Genomic DNA, 18,776 nt, shown 5'->3' on the forward strand with positions numbered 1-18,776 from the left:
CTTAGGAGCACAGCATGACTAACAAAATCATCCTTGCACTCGAAGCAGAGCAGATGACCAAAGAGATCCCTACCTTTGCCCCGGGCGACACTATTGTCGTTCAGGTGAAAGTGAAGGAAGGCGACCGTTCGCGTCTGCAAGCGTTCGAAGGCGTGGTAATCGCCAAGCGTAACCGTGGTGTGAACAGTGCTTTCACTGTTCGTAAAATCTCCAACGGTGTTGGCGTAGAGCGTACTTTCCAGACCTACAGCCCGCAAATCGACAGCATGGCCGTCAAGCGTCGCGGTGACGTACGTAAAGCCAAGCTGTACTACCTGCGTGACCTGTCCGGTAAAGCAGCTCGCATCAAGGAAAAACTGGCTTAAGTCCAGCTTCCCGATGCAGAAAAAAGCAGCCTACGGGCTGCTTTTTTGTGCCTGAAATTTGTCTATTACCGGTATTTGTCCATGACCACCCGCCTCGAAGAAATCCAGCGCCGCACCGACCTGTCCGTCACCCACGTGACCAAAGCCGTGTTCCCGCCGACCACCAACCACCACAACACGCTGTTCGGCGGCACCGCGCTGGCGTGGATGGATGAAGTGTCGTTCATCACCGCCACACGCTTTTGCCGCTTGCCGCTGGTGACCGTGTCCACCGACCGTATCGACTTCAACCACGCGATCCCGGCCGGCTCCATCGTCGAGCTGATCGGCCGCGTGATTAAAGTGGGTAACACCAGCCTCAAAGTCGAGGTTGAAGTGTTTGTCGAGAGCATGAGCGCCGATGGCCGTGAAAAGGCGATCCAGGGCGTGTTCAGTTTTGTCGCGATTGATGCTGACAAACGCCCTGTGCCGGTATTACCGGGTTATGCCGACTGACTTATTCGGCTGTGTTGTTTGCTGGTTGAATCACGGCCAGCAAGGTCCAGCCAGCTACGGGCTTCAGGCTGCTGTCCGGGGTGACCACGTGTACCCAGCCGCCGGTATCTCGGGCAAACAGCAGGGTCGCGCGGTCACCATGGAGTGCCTGGTACTGTTCCCAGCTGAAGCCTTCGGTCAGGTTAGTGCTATACAGCTCTGCACCTTGGCCCAGCAGGCTCGCAAGTTTGGTGTAGCTCAGGGGTTGGCTGCCCAGCAAATGGCCACGGTGCTCGTGGCTGGCCCGGTGTTTATCGGTGCGACGGTTCTCCTGGCTGCTGGCCAGGGCGAACAGACGATGCCCAAAATCGTGGCGAAAGCGCATGGCGGCCAGGGTGTTCAGCTCGCCCGAAGGTGAGAGCGCCAGCAAATGCCCGAGGCCGACCAGATCCAGATGCGATTCGGCATGCTGTGATGCCGGGTTGCCGAAGTAGGTGGGCAGCCCTTCCATTCGGCTGGCGCGGATGTTTTCCCAGCTGGAGTCGGTCAGCAGCACTCGACTGCCCAGTTGTTGCAAGGCTTTGCCCAGGATACGCGCCGGGCCGTTCGCGCCGACGATCAGGAAGCCGCTGGGCGCAGGCTCGGCGACTTTCAGCAGGCGTGCCAGTGGGCGGGCTGTGGCGCTTTGCAGGACAACGGTGCCGATAATCACCGCGAATGTCAGCGGCACCAGTAACAGCGCGCCTTCATGACCGGCCTCATCCAGGCGAATGGCGAAAATCGCCGACACGGCGGCGGCCACGATCCCGCGTGGTGCGATCCACGACAGCAGGGCACGTTCACGCCAGTTCAGGCCGGAACCGAAGGTCGAAAGCGCGACGTTCAAAGGTCGCGCAATAAATTGAATAATCAGTAGCAGGATCAGTACGAACGGCCCCAAGGCAATCAGGGCGTTCAGGTCCAGGCGCGCGGCCAGCAGAATGAATAACCCGGAAATCAGCAGGACGCTGAGGTTTTCCTTGAAGTGCAGTATGTGGCGTACGTCAACGCCCTTCATATTGGCCATCCACATGCCCATCAGCGTCACGGCCAGCAGGCCGGACTCATGCATCACCTCGTTGGAGGCGATGAAGATTCCCAGAACGCCAGCCAGCGTAGCCAGGTTATGCAGGTATTCCGGCAGCCATTGCCGGCGCATGATCTGCCCCAATACCCAACCACCGACGACTCCGAACAGGCTGCCGCACAGGATCACGCCGCCAAAGGTCAGCAGGCTGTGACTCAAGCCGTCGCCTGACGCGCGAGCGATGATAAAGCTGTAGACCACCACGGCGAGCAGCGCACCGATCGGGTCAATGACAATGCCTTCCCAGCGTAAGATATTGGCGATCGAGGCTTTTGGTCGCACGACACGTAACATGGGCACAATCACGGTAGGCCCGGTCACCAGTGTCAAGGTGCCGAAAAGCAGGGCGAGCATCCAGTCAAAACCCAGCAGCCAGTGGGTAGCCAGGGTAATGACGGCCCATGTCGACAGGGCGCCGACCGTGACGAGGCGATGCACGACGCTGCCGATCTCCTTCCATTCCGAAAGGTGCAGCGTGAGGCTGCCTTCAAACAGGATCAATGCCACGGCCAGAGATACCAATGGCATCAGCAGCGGACCGAACATTTCCTGAGGATTCAGCCAGCCCAGCACCGGCCCTGCCAGGATTCCGCTGACCAACAGAAACAGAATGGCGGGAAGTTTCAGGCGCCATGCCAGCCATTGGCAGGCCAATGCGGCCACGCCAATGCCACCAAATGCCAGCAGAATCTGTTGTTCGCTCATTGAAGCTTCCTGTTCCGTGAAATAGCGGGCTATGAAAGACTAGTGGCCGTTGTCACAGTTCACTAAATAATTTGCGCAAAGCCCTGTGCTGCGCTGCTTGAGTGCCCATGCCCGCCATTGACCACCCCCTGATCGACCGCTTCCTCGACGCCCTGTGGCTGGAAAAAGGCCTGTCGGATAACACCCGCCAGGCCTATCGCAGCGACTTGGCCCTGTTCAATGGCTGGTTGCAGGACAAAAACCTTGAACTGATCAATGCCGGCCGTGAGTTGATCCTCGATCACCTGGCCTGGCGCCTGGAGCAGAACTACAAACCGCGTTCCACGGCGCGATTTCTCTCGGGCGTGCGTGGGTTTTATCGCTATTTGCTGCGCGAAAAACTGATTGCTCTCGACCCTACCCTGCAGATCGATATGCCCCAGCTCGGTAGGCCACTGCCTAAATCCTTGTCGGAAGCTGACGTAGATGCCTTGCTCGCCGCACCCGATCTGAGCGAGGCCATCGGCCAGCGCGACCGCGCCATGCTGGAAGTCTTGTATGCCTGCGGCCTGCGCGTGACCGAACTGATCAGCCTGACCCTGGAGCAAGTCAACCTGCGCCAGGGCGTGCTGCGTGTGATGGGCAAAGGCAGCAAGGAGCGGCTGGTGCCGATGGGCGAGGAGGCGATTGTGTGGGTGGAGCGCTATATGCGTGACGCCCGCAACGAGCTGCTCGGCGGGCGGCCCAGCGATGTGTTGTTCCCCAGCCTGCGCGGCGAGCAGATGACCCGCCAGACCTTCTGGCACCGTATCAAGCACCAGGCCAAGGTCGCCGGGATCGGCAAGGCGTTGTCGCCGCATACCTTGCGCCATGCTTTTGCCACGCATTTGCTCAACCATGGTGCGGATTTGCGGGTGGTGCAAATGCTGCTCGGGCACAGCGACTTATCCACCACCCAGATCTATACCCACGTGGCCCGCGCACGCTTGCAGGAGATGCACGCCAAGCACCACCCGCGCGGTTGAAAGCCGCCAATTTGTGCCGCCACGGGCTGCCCTGGCGCCCAACTGTGGTAGGCTTTGCCGGTTAGCAAAGGGGACGGCCACTGCCCGCGTTTCCAAGCGGTGTTCCACAGCCGTCCCTGCATCTGCCTTCAGGAGTTCCCATGCGCTTGACCCAGATTATTGCCGCCGCAGCGATTGCGTTGGTTTCCACCTTTGTTGTCGCCGATGACGCCGCCGAGCAAACCATTCGCAAGAGTTTGGCGGACCTGAAGCTCGACACCCCGATCGAAAGCATCAGCGCCAGCCCTATGGCCGGCCTGTATGAAGTCAAGCTCAAGGGCAGCCGTGTGCTGTACGCCAGCGCCGATGGCCAGTACATCGTCCAGGGCTACCTGTTCCAGCTTAAAGACGGCAAGCCGGTCAATTTGACCGAGAAGGCCGAGCGCCTGGGCGTGTCCAAGCTGATCAACGGCATTCCGGTGGCTGAAACCGTGGTTTACCCAGCCATTGGCGAGACCAAGACTCACATCACGGTGTTCACCGACACCACGTGCCCGTACTGCCACAAGCTGCACGCCGAAGTGCCTGCGCTGAACAAGGCCGGTATCGAAGTGCGCTACGTCGCGTTCCCGCGCCAGGGCCTGGGTTCGCCGGGTGACGAGCAGCTGCAAGCCGTATGGTGTTCGGCCGACAAGAAAGCGGCCATGGACAAAATGGTCGATGGCAAGGAAATCAAGGCGGCCAAATGTGCCAACCCGGTTTCCAAGCAGTTCGCCCTCGGCCAGTCGATTGGCGTGAACGGTACACCGGCCATCGTTTTGGCGGACGGCCAAGTGATTCCGGGCTACCAGCCGGCGCCACAAGTTGCCAAACTGGCGCTCAGTGCCAAGTAAACCAGCATCGTCGAACCTTTGACGATCATGGCCCGCCGACCGATCGACGGGCCATCAAATTGAAAGCCGCAGTTGTGCGGCTGTTTTCCACGGCCGACCTAGCGTCGGCCGTTTCATGGGGAGTTCTTCAGTGAAACCGGTCAAAGTAGGCATCTGTGGGTTAGGGACCGTCGGTGGCGGCACCTTCAACGTACTTCAGCGTAATGCTGAAGAAATTTCCCGCCGTGCAGGGCGTGGGATTGAAGTGGCGCAAATTGCCACGCGTACGCCAAAGCCTCAGTTCCAAACGACCGGTATTGCGATTACCAACGATGTCTTCGCCGTGGCCACCAACCCTGAAATCGATATCGTCATCGAGCTGGTCGGCGGCTATACCGTGGCCCGTGACCTGGTGCTGCTGGCCATCGAGAATGGCAAGCACGTGGTCACCGCCAACAAGGCGTTGATCGCCGTGCACGGCAACGAGATCTTCGCCAAGGCGCGTGAAAAGGGCGTGATCGTCGCGTTCGAAGCCGCCGTGGCCGGTGGCATTCCGGTGATCAAGGCGATCCGTGAAGGCCTGTCCGCCAACCGTATCAACTGGGTGGCCGGCATCATCAACGGCACCGGCAACTTCATCCTCACCGAAATGCGCGAGAAGGGCCGCACCTTCGAAGACGTGCTGGCCGAAGCCCAAGCCTTGGGTTACGCCGAAGCCGACCCGACTTTCGACGTGGAAGGCATCGACGCAGCGCACAAGCTGACCATTTTGGCGTCCATCGCCTTTGGTATCCCGCTGCAGTTCGACAAGGCCTACACCGAAGGCATCACCAAGCTGACCACTGCCGACGTGAACTACGCCGAAGCCCTGGGCTACCGCATCAAGCACCTCGGTGTGGCGCGCAGCACCCCGGCCGGTATCGAGTTGCGTGTACACCCGACGCTGATCCCGGCCGACCGCCTGATCGCCAACGTCAATGGCGTGATGAACGCCGTGATGGTCAACGGTGACGCCGCCGGTTCCACCCTGTTCTACGGCGCCGGCGCCGGCATGGAGCCGACCGCTTCGTCGGTAATCGCCGACCTGGTGGACGTGGTTCGCGCCATGACCAGTGACCCGGAAAACCGTGTGCCGCACCTGGCCTTCCAGCCGGACTCGCTGTCGGCGCACCCGATCCTGCCGATCGAAGCCTGCGAAAGCGCCTACTACCTGCGCATTCAGGCCAAGGACCATCCAGGCGTGTTGGCCCAGGTGGCCAGCATCCTCTCGGAGCGCGGCATCAACATCGAGTCAATCATGCAGAAGGAAGTCGAGGAACAAGACGGCCTGGTGCCGATGATCCTGCTGACCCACCGCGTGCTCGAGCAGCACATCAACGATGCCATCGCCGCGCTTGAAGCGTTGCAGGGCGTGGTTGGGCCGGTGGTGCGCATCCGTGTTGAACACCTGAACTAATCGTTTAGCGGCAAGGGCCCCACAGGTTCGGCGGCCCTTGTTCAGAATGCTCTAGAGGAGCCAGTCATGCGTTATATCAGCACCCGCGGCCAGGCACCGGCCCTGAACTTCGAAGACGTTTTGCTTGCCGGCCTTGCCACTGACGGCGGCCTGTACGTGCCGGAAAACCTGCCACGTTTCACTCAGGAAGAAATCGCCTCGTGGGCCGGCCTGCCGTACCACGAACTGGCGTTCCGGGTGATGCGCCCGTTTGTTACCGGCAGCATCCCCGATGCGGATTTCAAAAAGATTCTGGAAGAGACGTATGGCGTGTTTTCCCACAGCGCCATCGCGCCACTGCGTCAGCTGAATGGCAACGAGTGGGTACTGGAGCTGTTCCACGGCCCGACCCTGGCGTTCAAGGATTTCGCACTGCAACTGCTCGGTCGCCTGCTCGATTACGTGCTGGAGAAGCGTGGCGAGCGCGTAGTAATCATCGGTGCCACCTCCGGTGATACCGGCTCGGCGGCCATCGAAGGTTGCAAGCACTGCGAGAACGTCGATATTTTCATCCTGCACCCGCACAAGCGCGTGTCGGAAGTGCAGCGTCGCCAGATGACCACCATCTTTGGTGAGAACATCCACAACATCGCCATCGAAGGCAACTTCGATGACTGCCAGGAAATGGTCAAGAACAGTTTCGCTGACCAGAGCTTCCTCAAAGGTACGCGTCTGGTGGCGGTGAACTCGATCAACTGGGCGCGGATCATGGCCCAGATCGTCTACTACTTCCACGCCTCCCTGCAGTTGGGCGGCCCGGCGCGTTCGGTGTCGTTCTCGGTGCCGACCGGTAACTTTGGCGACATCTTCGCCGGTTACCTGGCGCGCAACATGGGCCTGCCGATCAACCAGTTGATCGTCGCCACCAACCGCAACGACATCCTGCACCGCTTCATGAGCGGCAACCAGTACGTCAAGGAAACCCTGCACGCCACGCTGTCGCCGTCGATGGACATCATGGTCTCGTCGAACTTCGAACGCCTGCTGTTTGACATGCACGGTCGCAACGGCGCAGCCATTGCCGGTTTGATGGACACCTTCAAGAGCGGTGGCGGTTTCAGCGTTGACGAAGAGCGCTGGACCGAAACCCGCAAGCTGTTCGACTCGCTGGCCGTGGACGATGCGCAAACCTGCGAAACCATCGCTGAAGTCTATGCACAGACCGGCGAGCTGCTCGACCCGCACACCGCCATCGGTGTGAAGGCCGCACGCGAATGCCGTCGCAGCCTGGACATCCCGATGGTGATTCTGGGCACTGCCCACCCGGTCAAATTCCCGGAAGCGGTGGAGAAGGCCGGCGTTGGCAAGGCGCTGGAACTGCCGCAGCACCTGGCTGACCTGTTCGAGCGCGAAGAGCGCTGCACCGTGCTGGCCAATGACCTGAAAGCCGTGCAGGCGTTTGTCAGCCAGCATGGCAATCGCGGCAAGCCACTCTGATTCATCAATAGCTGCGTGGCAGACCAAGCCCGTCTTCGTGACGGGCTTTTTCATTCTGGCGAGCCATACTTGCGCAGGCGCTTAACCCGAACACTCAAGGAAACCCAATCGGTGCATGCAGTAATCCAATGGACGGTGCGTTTGGCCTGTGTGCTCTTGCTTGGCCATGTGCCAATAAGCCTGGCTGCCGTGAGCCTACCGTTCAAGCTGGTGCCGGCGTTTATCCCGCTGGGGCCGTTGCCGCTGACGCCTGCGCAGCAGCAGTGGCTGACGGCCCATCCGACCTTGAAGGTGGGGATTTCCATTGATGATTATCAGCCGATTGATATCACTCGCGACCGCAATCGCTACCAGGGCATCAGCGCTGATTACCTGAGCCTGGTCGGTGCGCGCCTGGGTGTGTCGATGCAAGTACTGGGCTTTTCTGAACGCGCCCAGGCGGTCGAGGCGTTGCGCAGCGGAGCTATCGACATTCTCACCAGCGCCAATGGCTATGAGCGTGATGTACCGGGTTTGCAGTTTACCCGCGACTACATGCCCGACCGTTCGGTGGTAGTGCTGCGCCGCGACGATATCCAGGGCGACGACCTGACGGGCAAAAAGCTGGTGTTGCTCGATGGCTATGCCAACGCCAAGAACGTGCATGCCGCCTACCCTGGCAGCCACATCATGCTCGCGCCCAACCTTTACAGTGGGCTGGAGGCGCTCAAGCAGGGCGACGCCGATGCGTTTATCGGCAATGAAGTGATTGTGCGGGCCTATAAGTCGCTGCGGCCTTACCTGGGCTTGCAGATCAAGGAAGAAAGCCGCTTGCCCCCGATTGGCTTCGCGTTTGCCACCCGTCAGGCCGACCCCTTGCTCGGCGCCATGATGGACAGCGCGCTGGCGAGCATCGATGAGTCAGTGCAGCGCGAAATTCTCGCGCGTTGGACCACCGGGCTGGGTGTCGGTTTTGGCGTTGAGCGCATTGCGCTGTCGGCCTCCGAGCGGGCGTGGGTGTTGCAGCACCCGCATGTAGTAGTGGCGGCCCAGCAAATGTCGCCTTACGTGTTCAGGGACAAGGACGACCGCTGGGTGGGCTTGAACGTTGACCTGCTCAACCGGATTTCGCGCATGACCGGGTTACAGTTTGTTTTCGAGGAGGCGCACTCCACTGCGCAAACCCTGAGCTGGTTGGAAACGGGCAGGGCGGACATGAACACCACCTTGGCCGAGAATCAGCAGCGCCAGGCGCTGCTCAACTTCAGCCACAGTTTCGGCGGCTCTGGCTGGGTGTTCGTCGAACGTGCTGATGCGGCGCCGTTGACCGGCCTGGATCAAATGGCCGGCAAGGTGCTGGTGCTGCCGGCGCGGCATGTGTTCGAGCCCTATATTCGCCAGACGTACCCGCAAATCAAATTGCGGCTGGTTGGCAATTACACCCAGGCGCGTGAGTTGGTAAGGCGCGGCGAAGCGCAAGCCACGCTGCAAACTGAGGTGGAAGTGCAGAGTTACCCACAGGATGGCCTGCGCATTGGCCGCAGCGTCGATGGCAAGTGGTCGGCCAACAGCCTGTCGGTGCGCAAGGACCAGCCTGAACTGCTGAGCATTCTGAACAAGGCCCTAGAAGCCTTGCCGGTCGCCGAGTTGAGCGCCTTGCGCCTGCGCTGGATCGGCGCGGTGGCGATTCCCGTGCCGGCCTGGCAGCGTGTCCCGGCCTGGGCTTACTGGACGGTGGCCATGGCGATCTTGTTTGTGCTGGTGTCGCTGGTGTGGAACAGCCGGCTAAAGCGCCAGATACGCCAGCGCCTGGAGGCTGAACGCCGCCTCAACGACCAGTTGGCGTTCAAGCGCGCCTTGCTCGACGGCATGCCCAACCCGCTGTTTGTGCGGGACCTGGCCGGACGCCTGGTGACCTGCAACAAAAGTTATGAACAGCAGTTGGCAACTCACCTTGAGAAGATCCAGGGCCTCACCTTGATGGAAAGCGCGGTGATGCCCGAACTCACCGCCGCGCGTCTGCACGCAGGCCATATGGTGCAACTGGCCACGCAACAACCGCTGTTTGTCGATCGGGAACTGGAGTTCAACGGCGGCAGCGTTCATGTGTATCAATGGACTGTGCCGTTCTATGACGCCGAGAACCGTTTGCAGGGGTTGCTGGGTGGCTGGATCGACATCAACGAGCGCAAGGTCCTGGAGCATCAATTGATGGACGCGCGTCAGGCCGCCGACGAAGCGAACTACGCCAAAAGTGCGTTTCTCTCCACCCTGAGCCATGAGATTCGCACACCGATGAACGCCATCATCGGCTTGCTCGAACTGGAACAGGAACGCAGCCTGGCAGCCGGCCAGCCGGTGTCCGATGCCTTGCAGGTAGCTCATCGCTCGGCCCGTGAGTTGATTGCGTTGATGGGCGACAGCCTGGACCTGGCCAAGATTGAGTCGGGCCATATGCAACTGGCACCGCAATCGACTGAGTTGAAGGGCCTTTTCGAAGGTATCCAGCGCTTGTTCGAGGCCACGGCGCAAAAAAAGGGCTTGCACCTGACCCTGGCGTTTGACCCTGCGGCCCAGGGTTATTACTGGTTCGACCCACTGCGCTTGCGCCAAGTGATGCACAACCTTTTGGGCAATGCGCTCAAGTTTACTCAGCACGGCGGGGTGCGTATCAGTGTCGATTGCCGGCACGATGAGGCTGGCGCCGAATACCTGCATCTGTGTGTGGAAGACAGCGGTCCGGGGATTGGGGCGGATCAGCAAGCGAGGATGTTCAAGCCGTTTGTGCAGATGAGCGCTTCGACCGCGGCCGAGCATGGCGGCACCGGCCTGGGCTTGAGTATCTGTCAGCAACTTGTGGAGTTGATGGGCGGTAGCATTCACCTCAACAGTGTCGTGGGCGCAGGGACGGTGGTGTGCATCGACCTGCACCTGGCGCGGATCAGCACTGACGAGGTACCGGCACCTGTGGGTATTTCATTGCCGCCTGCCGGTCGCAGCCTGTCGGTGCTGGTGGTCGATGACCTGGCGGCCAACCGTCTGGTACTGGTGCAGCAGTTGGAGTTCCTCGGCCATCACGTGGTTGCCGTCGATTCAGCGCAAGGCGCGTTGCAGGCATGGTCGCAGCAACGCTTTGACGTGCTGGTCACCGATTGCCAGATGCCGGGCATGTCCGGCTATGAGCTGAGCCAGGCGATCCGACGGATTGAAGCCAGTAAGCAGTTACCGCGTTGCACACTGATCGGTTGTACCGCGAATGCCATGGAGGATGAACAACAGCGTGGCCAGGACGTCGGCATGGATGAGCTGCTGGTCAAGCCGATCACGTTGCAGCGCTGGGCTCAGGTGCTGGCAGAACGGGCGGCGCCACGTTCTTTTGATATCCAGACCCTGCGCACCATGACCCAGGCTGAAGGGCCGGTGCTGCATAGCATGTTGCAAGAGTTGGCCAGGAGCCTGGACCGCGAGCACGAAGTGCTGGCGCAGGCCTTGGCCGAGCAGGACATGGCGCGCCTGAATGCTGCGTTGCATCGGCTCAAGGGTATTTGCTCGCTGGTGGACGCGTTGCCGTTGGCCAAGGCGTGCATGGCCTTGGAAAGCTGCGCACGTGAGGCGCGCGGCCGCGAACTTGAGGCGCCGTGGTCAAGGCTGTCCCAAGCATTGATGGCCTTGCGTCGCGACCTGCAGCCCTACCTGGACGCTCACGTTTAGGGCCACGGCTTTCAGCTGTTTGGCTAATCCCCTTCATTTGAGGACGAACCCTGTCACTGTGGCGAGCAGGCTTGCCCTGCGTTGGGCTGCGCAGCAGCTCCAGCCCGTTATAACTGACTCACCGAGTCGCCTGATTTGGGGCGGCTTCGCCACCCAACGCAGGGCAAGCCTGCTCGCCACAGGTTGCCTTTTGCCGGTTCTATTTCTCAATTGCCTTACTTGACTGCGTCAGCCCAAAGACCTTGAACGGCATAACGTTTAGGACACGTCCTATGGGGCGCTCGGCAGCTTTTGGTTACTGTGCCGGTCGTTGCCCGCTGCCGACAGAGTTGCCCATGCGTTCCCTCAAAGTGCTGATCCTTGAAGACAACCCGTTTCAACTGATGGCACTGCACCAGATGCTCAATGCCAACGGCGTGTTCAACGTGCTCACCGCCGAAACGGTTGAAGCCGCGCGCCAGTCCTTGGACAGTGCCGGCCCGGTCGACATCGCCATCTGTGACCTCTACCTGGAGCAGGGCGATGGCCTGGAGTTGATTCGCGAACTGGCCGAGCGCAGCCTGGCCCAGGTGCTGATCCTGCTCAGCAATGCCGAACCGGACGTACTCGAAGGCGTGGCCAATATGGCGCGGCAACAGGGGTTGAATGTGCTGGCGTGCTTGCCAAAACCCGCGTCGGCCAAGCTGATCGGGCAAGTGTTGACGGACTGCCAGGCGCGCTTGCGTGCGGGGCCGCCGGTGACCTCATGGGCGCGGGTACGTCATCTGCTCGACCTGAGCGAGCGCGAGCCGTTGCCACCCTCGGCGGACACCAGCCAGGCCAGCATCGCGCGCTATGGCAGGGTCTGGTATCAGCCTATCGTCAGCCAGGCGGGCGTGTTGCAACGGGTCGAGGCCCTGGCCCGTTGGCAATCGAATGAAAATGAGCTGCTGTTGCCTGACGAGTTTTTGCCGGTGCTGGAGTTTGCCGGCATGGAAGAGGCCTTTACCTGGCATGTACTGGAGCAGGCGCTAGGCCTGGCTGGCCAGATCCTGGGCCAGACCGGCCAACTGCTGCCGGTGGCGGTGAATATTCCCGGGCGCATGCTTGAGCGACCGCACTTTCCCCAAGTACTCCAAGGCCTGCTGCAACTGCACGGCGTGCCGGCCCATGGGCTGACCCTGGAGCTGGTGGAGACCTCACGGTTAAAAACCGACAGTGCCCACCTCACCGGGCTGCTGCGCCTGCGGATGATGGGGTGCAAGTTGTCCATTGGCGATTTCGGCGTCGGTGGCACCAGCCTGCAGAGCCTGCTGGAGTTGCCCTTCACCGAGCTGAAAATCCCCCCGGCGTTTGCCAGTGGCATGGCCGAGGATGACCGCAAGGCCGCCGTGGTGGCGGGGGCCATGAGCATGGCCGCGCACCTGGGCATTGGCGTGGTGGTGACCGGGGTGGAAAGCGCCGCCGATTATCACGCCGTAGGAGAATTGGGCGCGGCGTGGCTGCAAGGCTGTTTTATCGCGCGGCCGATGGAGGTCGAGGCGCTCAAGCAATGGATCGCGTTTCAGGCTATGCCAGCCCGTGTTCCTGTACATAGATAAACAGCGCGGCGTCGTTGCCCAGGCCCAGCTTGCGCATGGCGCTGACCTTGTGCGCGCTGACCGTCTGCTTGCTGCGATGCAGTTGCGCAGCGATCTCGCCCACCGTCAACCCGGCGGCCAACAAGCGGATCACCTCCAGCTCCCGAGGTGACAGCTGTTGCTGGGATTGCAGGCGGTCGGCGCCGACTTCCCCGGCCAGGCTCAGTGCCTGGCGAATGGCGTGAGCCACATAAGGGCGGCGTTGGCGCACGTGGTCAATCGCTTGCGGCAGCTCATCGGCCAGGCTGGCCTTGCTCAGCAGGCCCATGACGCCCAGTTCCAGGATGGAGTGAAACAAGCCGGCGTTATTGAGCATGGTCACTACCACTATCGGCAGCTCGGGATGATGCCGGCGCAGCTGTTCTATCAGGCGCAGCCCGTCGGCCTGGGGCTCGGCGGGCATCATGAAGTCGGTCACCAGCACATCACAAGCGCAGGTTCGCAGTTGTTCAATCAGGGCTTGGGGTGAATTGGCCTCGGCGACGATGCGCACCCGCTCGTCACGCTCCAGCACGGCGCGCAAGCCAATCAAAAAAATCGGGTGGTCGTCGGCGAGGACGATGCGCAGTGGCGCTTCAGACGCGGCTTTCAAGGCAGGCTCCCGTGATAATCCAGGGATTCTAGCCTGTTGGTGGTTGTTTTCTCTCTGTCATCTTTGCCGTGCATGCTCGGTTGACTCGGGCAGGCGACCACATAAAAGGTCGAACTTTCTGCTGCGGGCACGGGTCACTTGAATGTCAGCACCTTAGTGACATTTTTGTTTTTCGAACCTTTTCGAATGATTGAGTGGTGATCGAGATGGAAAGTATCAGCCTATTGCTCGAAGAAGCACTGAGCCCTTATCAGGTTACGTTGACCACCTCGGGCGTGCAGGGCGAGTGCCTGGTGACCGTGAAGAATCCGGCTGGCGCGATTGTCGTCGAGCGGGAAGTCGATCGCGCGCAATTGACCGATAAGCGCGTGCTGGTGGATGTGGTCGATTGCCTGCTGCGTGACCTGAAAATCGCTGAAGGGCGCCTGGAACCCTCGGTTATCGCTGCCTTGCGCAACGCTGCACAGACTCGCGGTAGCGCCATCGCATGAAGAAATGTTTAATTGGCGAAACTTCCTACGCCATGCCCGGTCAGATTTTTTAACAGCAAGAGCAAACATTGTGCTCCGGTGTTTGTGGCTTGTTGTACTGGTCTTTGTAGGCCACGTTTAACCCCGAAGTGTCTCCCCACTCTTCGGGGTTTCTTTTTGCCTGGGATTTGCCCCTGTAGAGGTTCATGGTTCGGGAGAGTCGAGGAAGAAACTCGGGTTGTCCGACAAATACCTTTCACGCATCACGGGGTCCAGCCACGAGGCGTAGGACTGTTGCACCTGCTCCAAGGGTATCTCGCTCAACGCCTGATCAATTCGCTGCATGGCCTGGCGACCTTGCGGCGTGTTGGAGCAGCCGATATGCGTGCGCTGATAAGGCGCTGAGTCCTTGATGGGCAAGAACAGCAGGTCCTGGGCCGCAATCCCCTGTTGCTGGGCGTGATAGCGGATTTCCGGCGGGTAGCCCAGCACCGCCTCCAGCCGCCCCAGGCGCTGCATTTGCAACAGGCTGCCCAGGGCGTCATTGCCATAATGCAGGGCCACGGTGTGCGGGTCGGCGTGCTTTAGCTGTTCATCGACGGCTGGGCCGTAGCTGCGTTCGGCCGTGGCGCCGATGCGCGCCTTATGGGCTGTGAGAAAGGCTTGCAGGTCAAACTGACCTTCGACGATATAGGGCGCCATGGCCGCCTGCTGGCTGCGCTGGATCGTCACCCCATTGCCGACCACCACGAATGCCTGGGCGGAAAACACCACGTACTGGGCGCGCTCCGGCGTCCACAGCAGCGATGGGTCACAGGTCAGGGTTTGAGCGCGCAGCATTTGAATGCCGCGCGCGCGATTGACGTGCATCACTTGATGCCGATAGTCCGGCAGGCGCTCCCTGAGCAGCGGCAGCAGTTGGTCGAGTGCTCCCTGGTTTTTTTGCGGGCCTTCGAAGATGGTCAATGGCGGCAGATCGCGCAGCAGCCAGGTCAGCGTGTCCTCGGCCTGCACCGGGAGCGACCAACTGCCGAGCAGCGTGCTTACAAGCAGCCAGCGAATGTACGGGCGAAGCATCAGATTGCGCCATCCTCACGCAAACGGGCGATGGCGGCGGCGTCGTAACCCAGCTCACTGAGCACTGGGCCGTTGTGCTCACCCAGTTGCGGCCCAACCCATTCACAGCTGCCCGGCGTGTCGGAGAGCTTGGGCACGATGCCTGGCATCTTGAAGTCCTTGCCACCTGGCAACTGCGCCTTGAGGAACATTTCCCGCGCCAGAAACTGCGGGTCGCCGAGCATGTCTTCGGCGCTGTAGATACGGCTGGCGGGCACTTCGGCCTTGTTCAGTTGCTCAATCACTTGCTCCAGCGGCAGTGAGTTGACCCACCGATCAATCACTCCGTAAAGCTCGTCACGGCGGCTGTCACGCCCGTCATTGCTGGCCAGGGCCGGGTCATTGGCCAGGTCGTCGCGGCCGATGGCGCTCATGAAGCGCTTGAAGATCGCATCGCCATTGGCGCCGATCTGCACATGCTTGCCGTCGGCACTGGTATGAATCGAAGACGGCGTGATGCCGGGCATGATGTTGCCGGTGCGCTCGCGGATAAACCCGAACACGTCGAACTCCGGGATCATGCTTTCCATCATCGCGAAAATGGCTTCGTACAACGCCACATCCACCACTTGGCCGAGTCCGCCGTTGACCTCGCGATGACGCAACGCCATCAGCGCGCCGATCACCGCCCACAGGGCCGCGATGGAGTCGCCGATGGAAATCCCGGTGCGCACCGGCGGGCGATCTTCGAAGCCGGTGATATAACGCAAACCGCCCATGGACTCGCCCACCGCGCCAAAGCCCGGCTGGTCTTTCATCGGCCCGGTCTGGCCGAAACCGGAGAGACGCACCATCACCAGCTTAGGGTTCAGCGCGTGCAGGGTTTCCCAGCTCAAGCCGAGTTTTTCCAGCACACCGGGGCGGAAGTTTTCGATCAGGATGTCGGCGTCCGCCAGCAGCTGTTTAAGAATCGCCAGGCCGTCCGGGTGCTTGAGGTTCAGGGTCAGCGACTTTTTATTGCGCGCCTGCACAAACCACCACAACGACGTGCCTTCGTACAGCTTGCGCCACTTGCGCAGCGGGTCGCCGCCATCGGGGGATTCGACCTTGATCACTTCGGCACCGAATTCGGCGCAGATACGTGAGGCAAACGGGCCGGCGATCAGGGTGCCCAGTTCGATGACTTTCAGGCCGGCGAGCGGTTTGGCATTAAACGACATGAGGATCCTTAGCGAGCAGGGGCGGTGGTGTCATGCCTTTTAACATAGGCGAGCGGCCCAGGGATAAGCATGATGCAGCGCAGTATTCGTTCAATGGCTGCCCCATCGGTTAGACTGGCGACCTTTCCCTGTCTTTAGAAGCCCGTTCATGGCCCAGCCGTCCACGACCTACAAATTTGAACTGAACCTCACCGACCTCGACCGCTCGGTGTACGAGAGCGTCAAGCAGACCATCGCCCGCCACCCTTCGGAAACCGAAGAGCGCATGACTGTGCGGCTGCTGGCCTACGCCCTTTGGTACAACGAGCAGTTGGCGTTCGGGCGTGGCCTGTCAGATGTAGACGAGCCAGCCCTGTGGGAAAAAAGCCTGGATGATCGGGTTCTGCACTGGATTGAAGTCGGCCAGCCCGACGCCGACCGCCTGACCTGGTGCTCACGCCGCACCGAACGCACCAGCCTGCTGGCTTATGGCAGCCTGCGCGTATGGGAAGGCAAGGTGGTGCCGGTGGCCAAAAACCTCAAGAACGTCCACATCGCCGCCGTGCCGCAGGAAGTCCTCGAGACCCTGGCCAAGGACATGCCGCGCGTGATCAAGTGGGATGTGATGATCAGCGAAGGCACCATTTTCGTGACTGACGACCGTGGCCAGCATGAAGTGCAACTGCAATGGCTGGTTGGCGAACGCGGCTGAAAACTAAAAACTGTGAAAGCTGGCTTGTGTGGGAGCTGGCTTGCCTGCGATAGCATCACCTCGGTATGTCTGCTGGACCGAGGTGGCTGCATCGCAGGCAAGCCAGCTCCCACAGAGGCCAGCTCCCATACAGACAGGTTCCACCGTTGATCTGTGTTGATTGCTCAATTGTCGTTTAACCGTTTTATCTGAAGAGAAGCTTCCGTCACCCCATGCGTATCGATCCTCGCCCGTTGCCCGCCGTCCTGCCGTTTCTCGGTGAATTGCCACCGCTGTTGACCCGTCTCTACGCCGCACGCGGGGTGCAGTCGGAGGCTGAGCTGGACAAGAGCCTGGCGCGGTTGATTCCCTACCAGCAACTCAAGGGCATCGACGCGGCGGTAGACCTGCTGGTGACGGCCCTGGAGCAGCGCCAGCGTATCCTCATCGTCGGTGACTTCGACGCCGATGGCGCCACGGCCAGTACCGTGGGCACCTTGGGCCTGCGTTTGCTGGGTGCGGCGCATGTCGATTACCTGGTGCCCAACCGCTTCGAATACGGCTACGGCCTGACCCCGGAAATCGTCGCGGTGGCGTTGCAACGCGAGCCGCAGCTGCTGATCACCGTGGACAACGGTATCTCCAGCGTTGAAGGCGTGGCGGCGGCGAAGGCGGCCGGGTTGCAGGTACTGGTCACCGACCATCACTTGCCCGGCGATGAATTGCCGGCGGCGGATGCCATCGTCAACCCGAACCAGCCTGGCTGCGAGTTCCCGAGCAAGGCGTTGGCCGGCGTCGGTGTGATCTTCTACGTGCTGATGGCCCTGCGCGCGCGGCTGCGCAGCCTGGGCTGGTACGCCAACAAACCCCAGCCGAACATCGGTGAGCTGCTCGATCTGGTCGCCTTGGGCAGCGTCGCTGACGTGGTGCCGCTGGATGCCAACAACCGCATCCTGGTGCACCAAGGCCTGGAGCGCATTCGTGCCGGGCGTGCGCGGCCGGGGATCAAGGCGATCCTCGAAGTGGCCAAGCGCGATGCGGCGCGTATCACCTCCACCGATCTCGGTTTTATCCTCGGGCCACGCCTCAATGCGGCGGGGCGCCTGGATGATATGAGCCTGGGCATCGAATGCCTGCTCACCAGCGACATGGCGGCGGCACGGGAAATGGCCGCGCAGTTGGACGGCATGAACCAGGACCGCAAATCCATCGAACAAGGCATGCAGCGCGAGGCCCTGGCCCAGCTCAAGGACTTGCCGGTGGAGTCGATGCCTTACGGCTTGTGCCTGTTCGACCCGGAATGGCACCAAGGCGTGATCGGTATTCTGGCCTCGCGCATGAAAGAGCGGTATTTCCGCCCAACCATCGCCTTTGCTGACGCCGGTGATGGTCTGCTCAAGGGCTCAGGGCGCTCTGTGCAGGGTTTTCATATCCGTGATGCCCTGGCGGTGGTCGCCAGCCAGCATCCCAACCTGATCGCCAAGTACGGCGGCCACGCCATGGCGGCCGGCCTGACCTTGCGCGAGGAAAACTTCCCCCTGTTTGCCGAAGCCTTTGACGCCGAAGTGCGCCGGCAACTGCGTGAAGAAGACCTCACCGGGCGGCTGCTGACCGACGGCACGTTGGCGGTGGAAGAGTTTCACCTGGAACTGGCACGTGCCCTGCGACATGCCGGGCCATGGGGCCAGCACTTTCCCGAGCCGTTGTTTCACGGGGTGTTTCAACTGGTGGAACAGCGCGTGGTCGGCGAGCGGCACCTTAAAGTGGTGCTCAAGAGCGAATGCGGGTCAGTGAAGCTCGATGGCATTGCGTTTGGTGTGGACCGAGAGGTGTGGCCGAACCCGACAGTGCGTTGGGTGGAGTTGGCCTACAAGCTGGATGTGAACGAGTTTCGTGGCAATGAGACGGTGCAGTTGATGATTGCGCATATCGAACCGCGCTAGTTTTCACCAGCGCCACAAAACCAATGTGGGAGCGGGCTTGCTCGCGAAAGCGGTGTGTC

General features: G+C 61.0%; 15 protein-coding genes. 11 read left to right on the top strand and 4 right to left on the bottom strand.

Features of this window, described 5'->3' with window-relative positions; genetic code table 11:
* Positions 1 to 14: 14 nt before the first annotated feature.
* Positions 15 to 365, top strand: coding sequence for a 50S ribosomal protein L19 (gene rplS / locus K0H48_RS10470; RefSeq protein ID WP_003175895.1), 351 nt, complete (start codon positions 15 to 17; stop codon positions 363 to 365).
* Between the two features lie 81 nt (positions 366 to 446).
* Positions 447 to 860, top strand: coding sequence for an acyl-CoA thioesterase (locus K0H48_RS10475; RefSeq protein ID WP_138813976.1), 414 nt, complete (start codon positions 447 to 449; stop codon positions 858 to 860).
* 1 nt (position 861) lies between these two features.
* Here K0H48_RS10475 and K0H48_RS10480 read toward each other — a convergent pair whose 3' ends face one another.
* Entirely contained in the window at positions 862 to 2,670 is a 1,809-nt protein-coding gene (locus tag K0H48_RS10480; protein ID WP_138813977.1) for a sodium:proton antiporter, read from the bottom strand.
* A 107-nt stretch (positions 2,671 to 2,777) separates the two neighbouring features.
* On the opposite strand from K0H48_RS10480, the gene xerD reads away from it, so the two are divergent.
* From xerD to K0H48_RS10510, 6 genes are all read left to right on the top strand, one after another.
* Positions 2,778 to 3,674, top strand: a complete 897-nt coding sequence (xerD, locus tag K0H48_RS10485; protein WP_219267401.1) for a site-specific tyrosine recombinase XerD — start codon at positions 2,778 to 2,780, stop codon at positions 3,672 to 3,674.
* Between the two features lie 140 nt (positions 3,675 to 3,814).
* A complete protein-coding gene (locus K0H48_RS10490; RefSeq protein ID WP_200432830.1) occupies positions 3,815 to 4,546 on the top strand; it encodes a thioredoxin fold domain-containing protein in 732 nt (243 codons plus the stop codon).
* Between the two features lie 130 nt (positions 4,547 to 4,676).
* Positions 4,677 to 5,981: a homoserine dehydrogenase gene (locus K0H48_RS10495; protein ID WP_056858691.1), complete on the top strand. Its 1,305-nt coding sequence runs from the start codon at positions 4,677 to 4,679 to the stop codon at positions 5,979 to 5,981.
* Positions 5,982 to 6,047: 66 nt separating this feature from the next.
* The gene (thrC, locus tag K0H48_RS10500; protein WP_219267402.1) at positions 6,048 to 7,457 is read left to right on the top strand and encodes a threonine synthase; all 1,410 of its coding nucleotides are present in this window, start codon (positions 6,048 to 6,050) and stop codon (positions 7,455 to 7,457) included.
* A 111-nt stretch (positions 7,458 to 7,568) separates the two neighbouring features.
* A complete protein-coding gene (locus K0H48_RS10505) occupies positions 7,569 to 11,147 on the top strand; it encodes a transporter substrate-binding domain-containing protein (RefSeq protein ID WP_219267403.1) in 3,579 nt (1,192 codons plus the stop codon).
* Positions 11,148 to 11,482: 335 nt separating this feature from the next.
* Entirely contained in the window at positions 11,483 to 12,727 is a 1,245-nt protein-coding gene (locus tag K0H48_RS10510) for an EAL domain-containing protein (protein WP_219267404.1), read from the top strand.
* On the opposite strand, the gene K0H48_RS10515 is transcribed toward K0H48_RS10510, so the two are convergent.
* On the bottom strand, positions 12,696 to 13,358 hold the full coding sequence (locus tag K0H48_RS10515; protein ID WP_219267405.1) for a response regulator transcription factor: 663 nt from the start codon (positions 13,356 to 13,358) through the stop codon (positions 12,696 to 12,698). The two genes, K0H48_RS10510 and K0H48_RS10515, sit on opposite strands and share 32 nt — an antisense overlap.
* A 206-nt stretch (positions 13,359 to 13,564) precedes the next feature.
* Between K0H48_RS10515 and K0H48_RS10520 the strand changes: the two genes are divergently transcribed.
* A complete protein-coding gene (locus K0H48_RS10520) occupies positions 13,565 to 13,849 on the top strand; it encodes a DUF3509 domain-containing protein (RefSeq protein ID WP_056858744.1) in 285 nt (94 codons plus the stop codon).
* Between the two features lie 183 nt (positions 13,850 to 14,032).
* Here the strand turns inward: K0H48_RS10520 and K0H48_RS10525 are convergent, their stop codons facing one another.
* On the bottom strand, positions 14,033 to 14,905 hold the full coding sequence (locus K0H48_RS10525; protein ID WP_219267406.1) for a TIGR02285 family protein: 873 nt from the start codon (positions 14,903 to 14,905) through the stop codon (positions 14,033 to 14,035).
* Positions 14,905 to 16,104 carry a CaiB/BaiF CoA-transferase family protein gene (locus K0H48_RS10530; protein WP_219267407.1) on the bottom strand — a complete coding sequence of 400 codons (1,200 nt, stop codon included), beginning with the start codon at positions 16,102 to 16,104 and terminating at the stop codon, positions 14,905 to 14,907. Before K0H48_RS10530 ends, K0H48_RS10525 begins: the two co-directional genes overlap by 1 nt.
* 148 nt (positions 16,105 to 16,252) lie before the next feature.
* Between K0H48_RS10530 and K0H48_RS10535 the strand changes: the two genes are divergently transcribed.
* Together K0H48_RS10535 and recJ are read left to right on the top strand one after the other, a co-directional pair.
* Positions 16,253 to 16,795 (top strand): YaeQ family protein, encoded by a 543-nt coding sequence (locus tag K0H48_RS10535; protein WP_219267408.1) that lies wholly within the window; start codon positions 16,253 to 16,255, stop codon positions 16,793 to 16,795.
* 212 nt (positions 16,796 to 17,007) lie between these two features.
* The gene (gene recJ, locus K0H48_RS10540; protein WP_219267409.1) at positions 17,008 to 18,717 is read left to right on the top strand and encodes a single-stranded-DNA-specific exonuclease RecJ; all 1,710 of its coding nucleotides are present in this window, start codon (positions 17,008 to 17,010) and stop codon (positions 18,715 to 18,717) included.
* The last annotated feature ends 59 nt before the right edge of the window (positions 18,718 to 18,776 follow it).

Source organism: Pseudomonas sp. Xaverov 259 (assembly GCF_019352915.1).
GTDB lineage: Bacteria > Pseudomonadota > Gammaproteobacteria > Pseudomonadales > Pseudomonadaceae > Aquipseudomonas.